The organism is Bradyrhizobium sp. USDA 4452 (assembly GCF_054063575.1).
The window spans coordinates 5,065,335-5,075,621 of sequence record NZ_JBSSGK010000001.1 but is presented as its reverse complement, the minus strand read 5'-3'; the positions used below and the strand labels follow the sequence as shown (position 1 = coordinate 5,075,621).

Here is a 10,287-nt window from a genome sequence, read left to right as displayed (position 1 = left end):
AGGCTACAACCATTTGATAAAACAAAGAAAATTTGGTGGAGCGGGCGAAGGGAATCGAACCCTCGTATGCAGCTTGGGAAGCTGCCGTTCTACCATTGAACTACGCCCGCGATCTCAATTGCTTGAGGCCGCGCCTTAACGGTGCGACCGGCGGACCATAGCCCGGGCCGAGGCAGAGGATCAAGCGTGCATTGACACCGGTCGCGGCGCCGCCCCCCGCTACCAGCGCATCCTCACGAGCACGTCATTGATCACAAAGGGCACAGCGGCGGATGCGTCGCAGCTTCCGTCGCGCGCATAAATGCAGGCTTCGCTGAAGCCGACGCGGGCACAGCTTTGCCGCGAAAAATCCGGCGGCAGATCGCCGGCGGCCTCCGGCCGCGCAAGGATGCGATTGAAGGCCGGCCTGGTCGCCCGCAGCAGCAGTGGCGGCAGGATCATCTCGGCGAGCGGATCGGCGGGCTGCAGCGCGTAGAGCGGCGCCTCGCCGACCAGTCGTTCGCGCCCCGGCAACTGCTGGAAACGAACGTCGTAAAGCGCAAGGCCGCACATCTGCGGATCGCTGCGCAGTTCAGCCGCGAGCCGCGCCGCGCCGACGCCGCGCGTCCAGTACTCGCGCATCTCTTCGCTGGTGCCGGCCAGCGCCACGGACAGCAGCACCCAGCCGCCGAGAACGATCGGCAAGGCCCAGCGGCGCAACGTAACCTTCGTGCGCAGCCATCGGACCCAATCGGCCGAGCCCAGCGCCGCGACGATGGTGAACAGCGCCACCGAGAGGAAGATGAAGCGGTATTCCTTGTGCGCGATCAGGCTGTGGAAGACGAGGTTGACCAGCGCCGCGGCCAGCAGCAGCGGTGCGTGCCGCCAGCCGCGCCAGATCGCAGCGAGCGGCAGCAGGATCGCCACCGACCACACGGTCAGGAAATCGAAGAGATAGGCCGACGGCGGCGACACGCCGAATTCGATGGCGCGATCGTGGACGAGGTTTTCCCTGATATTGGCGACCAGCCAGGCGAACGGCACGGTGCCATGGGCAAGGTCGATCGCGGCGGCGAGCAGCAGAGCAACCAGCCCGCCGGCGACCAGCGGAACCAGGTTTCGCCAGCGCGTCCAGCACGCCCCGACGGCCAGCACGGCGATCGCCGGCGCAAACTGGAAGCGGCAGACAAAGGCGAAGGCGAGCAAGGCGCCGCCGATCGCGAGACGCCGCGGCGACGGACCATCGGTGATCAGCAGCGCCGCCGGAACGATCAGCGCTGTCGCCAGCGGCTCGCCCAACGTGTGTGGCGCGAGCATAATCAGTTCGAACCAGACCGCCGCGGCGAAGGCCGTGACGACGGCATGGGTCCGCGACACCCGGGCGCCAAACAACCACGCGCTGACCACGATCGACAGCGAGCCGCATGCGGCGATCAGACGCGGCACCAGGAACGCACCTGCGCCGGCAGGCGCAATCGCATCGCCGAGAGCAACCGGTCCGGCCATCAGTGTCGGCAGGAACCAGCCACGAATGCCGTCGCGCCATTCCCACGTCAAAATGCCGTCATGGCCGAGCATCCGCCACGCCGGCTCGAGATACTGATAGGTCTCGTCGGGATAAATCACGTTGGGCCAGACGGCGGCCGCAAGGCGCAGGACCAACGCCAGCAGCAGCAACGCGAAGAGCGGGTGAACACGCCCGCGCGCAGCCCCGGCCACGCCTGCGCTGCCGGGCGCGGCTTCGGCGCTCGTGACCGTCATCGTTCCGCCGATCGTCTTCTGGAGCAGCATGCCGACGACCAGATAGCGGGCAAAGCCTTTAAGATGCGTGACTGGAGGATGCGTGACTGAACGTTGACGGGGTCACACAGCGTCGGCCGCGACATGCTTAACTAAACGTGAAGATTCCGGATGCGGCGGACCGCGGCGATGTTATGATCGCATCTGGGGGTTGGTGGCGTCATGGCGGGGCGTGGGTACACCATTTTCGACACGGCAATCGGCCGATGCGGCATCGCTTGGGGCGAAGCCGGCGTCGCCGGTGTCCAGCTTCCCGAGCTCCGCGAAATCGAAACCCGCAAGCGGCTGTTCCAGCTCTATCCCGATGCACGCGAGCTGCGGCCTCCCGAGGCGATTGAGATCGCGATCGAGGGCATCGCCGCGATCCTGCGCGGCGGCAATGCCGATCTCACCGGCGTTGCGCTCGACATCAGCGGCATCCCGGCCTTCAACCAGCGCGTCTACCAGGCAGTCCGCGGCATTCCCCGCGGCGAAACCCGGACCTATGACGAGGTCGCCCGCGGCTTGCGCGCGTCCGGCGCAGTCTATTCGGTGGCGCAGGCGCTCGGCCGCAATCCCTTCATGATCATCGTGCCCTGCCATCGCGTGCTCGAAGCCGGCCATTATGCCGACCGTATCTCGCCGAACGGCGGCAGCGTTTCCAAGCGGCGGCTGCTTTCGATCGAAGGCGCCCAGCCGACCACCAGCACGACCCTGTTCGACGTGCTGCTGCCGGTTGCGCGACCACGACCGCAAGCCTAAATCTCGAAGTATGACCCGGACCACGCTGTTGCAGCGCGATCGCATCACGGTGAACGAGTTTCGCTGCACGGCGGAGCCCGGCGACAAGCCGTTCGTGGAGCAGTTCGACTGCCATTCGGTGTCCTATGTGCGCAGCGGCAGCTTCGGCTGCCATTGCCGCGGCCGCTTCCACGAGCTGGTGGCAGGCTCGATCCTGGTCGGCCATCCCGGCGACGAGTACACCTGCACGCACGACCATGTGGTCGGGGACGAATGCCTGTCGTTCTTCCTCGACCCGGAGCTCGTCGAGACGATCGGCGACCGCACCTCGGTCTGGCAGGTCGGCGCGGTGCCGCCGCTGCCGGAATTGATGGTGATCGGCGAGCTCGCCCAGACGGCGGCAGCTGGCAACAGCGACGTCGGCCTCGACGAGATCGGCCACTTGCTCGCCAGCCGCCTTGTCGAGCTGGTGTCCGATCGCAAGGCAAAGCCGCTCACCGCCGGCTTGCGCGACCGCCGCCGCGCCGTCGAGGCGGCGCTGTGGATCGACGCCAATTCGCACCATCGGATCGATCTCGACGATGCCGCCGGGCAGGCCGGCTTGAGCACTTTCCATTTCCTGCGGCTGTTCTCCGCGGTGCTCGGCGTCACGCCGCATCAATATCTCGTGCGCTCGCGGCTGCGCCATGCGGCGCGGCGGCTGGTGGACGACGACAGCCCGGTCACCGCCATCGCCTATGACGTCGGCTTCGGTGATCTCTCGAATTTCGTACGCAGCTTCCACCGCGCCGCCGGTGTCTCGCCGCTCAAATTCCGCCAAACCTCCCGCGGCGACCGCAAGATTCTCCAAGAACGCCTTGCGCTGCAATAGCTAGGTTCTTCCGGTCCGCGCGTCGCTCGACGCGCTCAGTGACTGGAGACCCCATCATGTACGACCACATCGGATTGCGCGTCGCCGACCTCGACGCCAGCGTGCGCTTCTACACCGCAGTCCTCGCGCCGCTCGGCTTCGTGCTGTGCTCGCGCGATGACAGCGGCGCGGGCTTCGGTCCGAAGGGCGAGCCCGCGCTCTGGCTGCATCTGCACAAGGGCCGTGCGCAAGGCGGCGCGCACATCGCGTTCCGCGCCCCGAGCCACGACGCGATCAAGACATTCCACAGCGAGGGCCTGAAGGCCGGCGGCAAGGACAACGGTGCGGCCGGCCATCGCAAGGACTACAGCCCGACCTACTACGCGGCATTCCTGCTCGACCCCGACGGCAACAATGTCGAGGCGGTGCGCACGTAAGCGAACGCAGTTATCTCCGCCGTCATTGCGAGCGGAGCGAAGCAATCCACCTTACCCCTTGCTGCGGCATGGATTGCTTCGTCGCTTCGCTCCTCGCAATGACGACACATCTGAAACTAACAAGGACTTAACGATGGCTTCCATTCACAAGGACATCCCGATCGACGCGCCGGCCGACCAGGTCTGGGACGCACTGCGCGATTTCGGCGCGCTGCATACGCGGCTGGTGCCGGGCTTCGTGACCGACACCAAGCTCGACGGCGACGTTCGCATCGTCAGCTTTGCCAACGGCACCATGGCGCGCGAGACACTGGTCGATTGCGACGACAAGCGTCGGCGGCTGGTCTATGCGATCACCAGCGAGCGAGTGAAGCAGCATTCCGCCTCGGTGCAGGTGTTCGCCGACGGCGATGCGCGCTGCCGGGTGGTGTGGATCGCCGACGTCCTGCCGCACGAGATCGCGCCCTACATGGACGCGCAGATGGACCTCGGCGCGGCGGCGATGCAGGCGGCGCAGGCCAAATCGGCCAGGGAGAAGAACGCGGCGTGACCTTTCCGGTCGCGTGGCCTACGAAAGCGCCGGCTGCACGTCCGCAACCGGTGCGGACTTGCCCCAGCGCGTCAGGATCACGCTGAGGCACGAGAGCACGCCGAGCACACCCATCGACGCGGCGGCGAGTGCGAAGAAGTTCTGCGCGCTCGCCTCATGGGTCGACAGCCACCAGCCGCCGGCGCCGATGAAGATCAGCCGCGCGGTCTGCGCCAACACCGGACCCAGCACCTTCGCAGCCCCTTGCGAGGAGAAATACATCGACATCGCAAGGCCGATGAAGGCGTACATCGGCGCGGCGGTCGACAGATATTGATGGCTGGTCGCCCGCACATGCGGGTCATTGGTGAACAGATTGACCCAGAGATCCGGGAAGATGGCGATGAAGCTGCCGACCACGCCGACCGCAAGGAACGATACCGTGCCCGCAGTCCAGGCGATGCGCCGCGCCCGCGCGACGCGCTCGGCGCCGACGGCCATGCCGATCATCGGCACCGAGGCGATGCCGACCGCGAACGCGACCGAGGTCAGCATGAATTCGAGCCGCGCGCCGATGCCGTAGCCGGCAAGCACCGCGGTGCCGAACTGCGCCAGCATGTGGGTGAAGATCGAGATCGTCAGAACCGATTGCAGCGGCGAGAAGCAGGACACCGCGCCGACCCTGAGGATGTCGATGAACATCGCCCATTGCACGCGCAACCCCTTGAGCTTCGGTTTCACGCGGGCGCGGCCCGAGAACAGATACCAGCCCATCACGCTGATGCTGATCGAATAGGCGATCAGCGAGCCGGCTGCGACGCCGCGCATGCCGAATTGCGGCACCGGCCCGAGGCCGAGCCCGAGCGTGCCGCCGAGGATGATCTGGCACACCGCCGAGGACAGGATCATGGTCGACGGCAGCTTCATGTTGCCGGTGCCGCGCAGGATGCCGGCCATCGTGTTCATCAGCCAGGGCAGGATCGCGCCGCCGAAGAACACTTGCGAATAGGCGATCGCATTCGCCAGCACATTGCCGCGGCCGCCGAGCAATTCAAGCAGGCGCGGACCGAAGATCAGCATGCCCAGCATGAAGGTGGCACCAAACGTCAATCCGATCAGCAGTGCATGCATGGCGAGCGTCGAGGCGCGCTCGATCTCGCCGGCGCCGAGCGCACGCGCGATCGCGGATGCGACGCCGCCGCCCATCGCGCCACCCGACATCGTCATGGTCAGGATCACGCAGGGAAACACCAGCGCCATCGCCGCGAGCGACTCGACGCCGAGCCGGCCGATATAGGAGGTCTCCGCGATGACGACGCAGGTGCCGGCGGACAGCGCGATCACGTTCGGCCAAGCCAGCCACAACAGCGTGCGCAAGATCGGCCCGTCGAGCAGCGCGTTGCGCGCCGGCCTCGTCACCGGCGGCGGCAGCGGCCGCTCGTGTTCGTCGACAGGCATTTCGGCGAGGCCGAGATCGGACATTTCTACTCCCACGCGCGATCTTCGGGAGCCGCGCCATGGTGTTTCCCTACCATGGCGAACGCGGATTCCACGTGCACGGGACGCAAGGGGGGCCTGCGTGATTGCAGGTGAACCCGGATGAACCTCCGGCCTAGCCGATCGACCAGACGAACGGCGCGCCGGCGGCGCCATTCGGCTTCAGATGCACCGGAATATGCCGTCCGCAGCCGGCCGCCAGCCCTTCGAACAGGCCTGTCAGGACGCTGGCGCAGGCCGGATGATAATCAACCACGTCGGCCATCAGCTTCCAGCCCTGCTGGCGGATCTCGAACTGGCCCTCGGACTCGCTGACCTCAGCGATGTCATCCTGCGACTCGAACAGAGTGCGCAGGAATGCGGCAAATTCCGTGGCACGGCCACGGCGGCCGCCGAGCGCCTGCGCGACCTCGTCGAAATACTGCATGCCAATCAGCTTGCCGGTGAGATGCAGCAGATAGCTCGCGTCCTCGGGGCCGAACACCTGCACGATGACGGGCGCGGCGGTCTTCACATATTCCATCGCGTAGTTGCGATAGGCCTTTTCCAGCCGCGGCTTCGGCCAGCTGCCGACCGGCAATGCCGGCGCGGTCTTCGGGTCGAACAGCGGCGCCTCGAGGTGGCGCGCGAACACCAGGCGCTGGTCGAGCTCGAGCGGATGATCGTACTCGCAGTAATAGCCCTCGAGCCCGTCCTGCCCATCGACGCTCTGCTTGGTGCAGACGAAGCCGAGCCTGAGATCACCGAGCGCGACGCCGTTGTTGGCGTGCCAGCCGCGCAGCATCGCGCGCGAGACCTCGCCGGGCACGCCGCAGATCGCGGTGCCCTTCCAGATCCAGCGCGGCGGCGGGTAGCGGATCCAGGCCTTACGGTCGCTCTCGACCATGTATTCGACATGCACGCCGCCGATCCAGTTGGAGAGATAGTGATACTGCGCGGCCGCGACCGCGGGCGGCAGGCCGTCGAGGCCGAGCTTCTTCAAGCCGGGCAGGAAGCGCTCCTGCTGCTGGCGGCGAAACACGCGGAAGACGAATTCGGCAGCGTCGGCGGTGCCGCGCCGCGTCACCACGGTGAGGATCAGCCCGGTGAAGAAGGCGTGATAGAGGTCGGCGACGCTGCGCCATTTCCGCCACTGGGTTTCTTGTGCGCTTTCGCCTGCAGTCATCTTGGCTCCCTGGCTCTTGTTGGCGAGGTCGAACTCGCATGCGCAATCGTAGCCCGGATGCAGCGAAGCGCAATCCGGGGCAACTCAATCTGCGTATGCCGTCCCGGATTTCGCGAGGGCTTCATCCGGGCTGCGGAATTACACACGCGAAGATGCTTGGAGAGCGTCAAGCCCAGCGCTCCGACGAACGACGATTACCGCTAGAGATATTCCCCTTGCTCGAAACGCGGTGGTCCGATTTCGTTCTCCGGCACCTCGTCCGACTGAAAGATGAGTTCAGCGCCTTGTTCGGTCTTCAACATGGTATCAAGATCAGGCGCGATGAACGGCGCATCCGCATCGAGGAACAGCGATCCGCTCTCGACCAGATAGGTCGCGACGCCAGCAGCTCCCTTGCCATGCACCAGCAATTGGCCGCCGCCATTGTCGCCATAGGGCATTGCGCCCGGGATCACGGTCGACACGCCATAGGCTTGGTCCATTGCCATCACCTGTTCGGGGCCCCACAGGCGGAGCTCGCCCTTGCGGTGCCAAAGCAGCACGACGCCGGTCATCTGCCCGACCAGCTCGATGTAGCCTGCCGGAATGTCCGGATATATCTGCCGAAGGCGCGCGATATCAGCGGCCCGCGCGGGCGGGCCATAGGAATGGATCTGGAAGGCCGGACTCAATTCCATCAGCGTTTCCATCGGCGCCGGCGACCAACGACGGTGACGACGGACCTCCGCTACACGCGAAAATGCTTGGAGAGCTTGAGGCCCTGCGCCTGGTAGTTGGAGCCGATGCGCTGGCCGTAGAGCGCGTCGGGGCGCTCGAGCATGCGCTCATAGACGAGGCGGCCGACGATCTGGCCATGCTCGAGGATGAACGGCACCTCGCGCGAGCGCACTTCCAGCACGGCGCGCGCGCCCTTGCCGCCGGCGCCGGCATAGCCGAAGCCGGGATCGAAGAAGCCGGCATAGTGGACGCGGAATTCGCCGACCAAGGGATCGAACGGCACCATCTCCGCCGCGTAGTCCGGCGGCACCTGCACGGCCTCTTTCGACGCCAGGATGTAGAACTCGCCGGGATCGAGGATCAGGCTGCCATCGGGCCGCGCCTTGATCGGCTCCCAGAACTCGTCGACCGCATAGCCGCCGCGGCGATCGACATCGACGACGCCGGTGTGGCGCTTGGCGCGATAGCCGACGAAGCCGCCGGAGTTCTCGCCGGAGAGATCGACCGAGAGCGCGACGCCATGGGTGAGGTCGGCATCGTCGGCATCGACCAGCCGCTCGGCAGCATGCAGCGCGTCGAGCTCGTCGGCGGAAACGGTCGCCTCGCCGATCCGGAAGCGGACCTGGCTGAGCCGCGAGCCCTCGCGCAGCAGCACCGGAAAGGTCTTCGGCGAGATCTCGGCATAGAGCGGGCCGTGATAGCCGGCACCGATCATGTCGAAGCGACGGGTGCCGTCGGCGATTACGCGGGTGAAAACGTCGAGCCGTCCGGTCGAGCTCTTCGGGTTGGCCGCGGCCACGATCTCCGGCGGCAGCGCCAGGCTCTCCAGCAGCGGAACGATGTAGACGCAATTGGTCTCCAGCACCGCGCCGTCGGACAGATCGATCTCGTGCAGCTTGAGCTGGTCGATCCGCTCCGCGACGGTGGCATCGGGCCCGGGCAGGAAGCTGGCGCGGACCCGGTAGGCGATGTCGCCGAGGCGCAGGTCGAGGCTCGCCGGCTGGATCTGGCTCTCGACGAAGTCGTAGGCGGGCAGGATGAGGCCGGCCTCCGCCATCTCCGCGATCATGCGGTCGGGCAGGATTCCGTTGGATTCATCTTCCAGCGTGAACGACACGATGCGGTCCCTCGAGATGGCCCGAAATCATACTCTGAACGGCCACCAAGCCCCAATATATGGGCTTTTAGGGGTTATCCGATGACCGTCTTGACGGAAAGGGCGCGAGGGAATATCAGCTGCACTTATCCCGTGGTGATTTGAGCCGGCCGGCTTGCAGCCACGTTAAATAAGTCGCTAAACAGGCCGGGGACAGTGTGATCCCGGCTTGTGGAGGTTGCTCCAGGCCGGTTTTTTTGTGGCCAGTTTCCAGGGGAAATGGCCACTTCGGAGGTCACATGTCTGAATCTGAAGGTACCGCCCGCTTTCGTCCCGAAACCCGCCTCGTCCACGGCGGCACGCTGCGCTCGCAATTCGGGGAAACGTCGGAAGGGCTGTTTCTCACCCAGGGCTACGTCTACGACAGCGCCGAGCAATGCGAGGCGCGTTTCAAGGGCCAGGACCCCGGCTTCATCTACTCGCGCTATTCCAATCCGACCATTGCGATGTTCGAGCGCCGCATGATCGAGCTCGAGGGCGCCGAAGCCGCCCGCTCGACCGCGACCGGCATGGCCGCGGTCACCACCGCGATCCTGGCGCCGCTGAAGGCCGGCGATCATGTGGTGGCCTCAAAAGCCCTGTTCGGCTCCTGCCTCTACGTGGTGCAGGACCTGTTGCCGCGCTACGGCATCGAGACGACGCTGGTCGACGGCCTCGATCTCGACCAGTGGCAGCGCGCGTTGCGGCCGAACACCAAGACCTTTTTCCTGGAGAGCCCGACCAACCCGACGCTCGACGTGCTCGACATCGGCGCGATCGCCAAGATCGCGCATAGCGGCGGCGCCCGGCTGATCGTCGACAACGTGTTCGCGACCCCGATCTGGCAGAGCCCGCTGTCGCTCGGCGCCGACGTCGTGGTCTATTCCGCGACCAAGCATATCGACGGCCAGGGCCGCTGCCTCGGCGGCATCATCCTGTCGTCGGAAGCCTTCATCGCCGAGCACATCCACAATTTCATGCGCCAGACCGGTCCGTCGCTGTCGCCGTTCAACGCCTGGGTGCTGCTGAAGGGACTGGAGACGCTCGGCGTCCGCGTCCGCGCCCAGACCGAGAACGCGGCCAAGATCGCCGAGGCACTGGCCAGGCATCCGAAGATCACGCGGCTGGTTTATCCCGGCCGCGCCGATCATCCGCAGGCCGCGACCGTGAAGAAGCAGATGGGCGCCGGCTCGACGCTGGTCGGCTTCGAGGTGAAGGACGGCAAGGCCGGCGCGTTCCGCTGTCTCAACGCGCTGAAGATCTCGCGCATCTCCAACAATCTCGGTGACGCCAAGAGCCTGGTCACGCATCCCGCGACCACGACGCATCAGCGCCTCGCGCCGGAGGCCCGCGCCGAACTCGGCATCAGCGAAGGTTTCATTCGCTTCTCGGCCGGGCTAGAGCATCCCGACGACCTGATCGAGGATTTCGAGCGGGCGCTGGAGCAGGTCTGAGGCT

The 10,287-nt window shown here is 66.0% G+C and carries 10 protein-coding genes, 1 tRNA gene and 1 riboswitch; of the genes, 5 read left to right on the top strand and 6 right to left on the bottom strand.

The window, feature by feature from the left end:
* Positions 1–36: 36 nt before the first annotated feature.
* Positions 37–110, bottom strand: a tRNA-Gly gene (locus ACVISU_RS24330).
* A 109-nt stretch (positions 111–219) separates the two neighbouring features.
* The gene (locus tag ACVISU_RS24325; RefSeq protein ID WP_456708554.1) at positions 220–1,770 is read right to left on the bottom strand and encodes a 4-amino-4-deoxy-L-arabinose transferase; all 1,551 of its coding nucleotides are present in this window, start codon (positions 1,768–1,770) and stop codon (positions 220–222) included.
* Positions 1,771–1,941: 171 nt separating this feature from the next.
* Between ACVISU_RS24325 and ACVISU_RS24320 the strand changes: the two genes are divergently transcribed.
* From ACVISU_RS24320 to ACVISU_RS24305, 4 genes are all read left to right on the top strand, one after another.
* Positions 1,942–2,520, top strand: a complete 579-nt coding sequence (locus ACVISU_RS24320) for a methylated-DNA--[protein]-cysteine S-methyltransferase (protein WP_456708553.1) — start codon at positions 1,942–1,944, stop codon at positions 2,518–2,520.
* Positions 2,521–2,530: 10 nt separating this feature from the next.
* Complete coding sequence (locus ACVISU_RS24315; RefSeq protein WP_050406268.1) at positions 2,531–3,370, top strand: helix-turn-helix transcriptional regulator; 840 nt, start codon at positions 2,531–2,533, stop codon at positions 3,368–3,370.
* Positions 3,371–3,426: 56 nt separating this feature from the next.
* Entirely contained in the window at positions 3,427–3,786 is a 360-nt protein-coding gene (locus ACVISU_RS24310; RefSeq protein ID WP_456708552.1) for a VOC family protein, read from the top strand.
* 133 nt (positions 3,787–3,919) lie between these two features.
* Positions 3,920–4,336, top strand: a complete 417-nt coding sequence (locus tag ACVISU_RS24305) for an SRPBCC family protein (protein WP_456708551.1) — start codon at positions 3,920–3,922, stop codon at positions 4,334–4,336.
* Positions 4,337–4,354: 18 nt separating this feature from the next.
* On the opposite strand, the gene ACVISU_RS24300 is transcribed toward ACVISU_RS24305, so the two are convergent.
* The 4 genes from ACVISU_RS24300 to ACVISU_RS24285 form a co-directional block, all read right to left on the bottom strand.
* The gene (locus ACVISU_RS24300; RefSeq protein ID WP_050406265.1) at positions 4,355–5,797 is read right to left on the bottom strand and encodes an MATE family efflux transporter; all 1,443 of its coding nucleotides are present in this window, start codon (positions 5,795–5,797) and stop codon (positions 4,355–4,357) included.
* Between the two features lie 130 nt (positions 5,798–5,927).
* Positions 5,928–6,977, bottom strand: a complete 1,050-nt coding sequence (locus ACVISU_RS24295; RefSeq protein ID WP_456708550.1) for a hypothetical protein — start codon at positions 6,975–6,977, stop codon at positions 5,928–5,930.
* Positions 6,978–7,177: 200 nt separating this feature from the next.
* On the bottom strand, positions 7,178–7,654 hold the full coding sequence (locus tag ACVISU_RS24290; RefSeq protein ID WP_050406263.1) for a hypothetical protein: 477 nt from the start codon (positions 7,652–7,654) through the stop codon (positions 7,178–7,180).
* A gap of 50 nt (positions 7,655–7,704) precedes the next feature.
* Positions 7,705–8,811 (bottom strand): 2'-deoxycytidine 5'-triphosphate deaminase, encoded by a 1,107-nt coding sequence (locus ACVISU_RS24285; RefSeq protein ID WP_456708549.1) that lies wholly within the window; start codon positions 8,809–8,811, stop codon positions 7,705–7,707.
* 122 nt (positions 8,812–8,933) lie between these two features.
* Positions 8,934–9,013: riboswitch (SAM riboswitch) on the top strand.
* 76 nt (positions 9,014–9,089) lie between these two features.
* Between ACVISU_RS24285 and ACVISU_RS24280 the strand changes: the two genes are divergently transcribed.
* Complete coding sequence (locus ACVISU_RS24280) at positions 9,090–10,283, top strand: O-succinylhomoserine sulfhydrylase (protein WP_050406261.1); 1,194 nt, start codon at positions 9,090–9,092, stop codon at positions 10,281–10,283.
* The last annotated feature ends 4 nt before the right edge of the window (positions 10,284–10,287 follow it).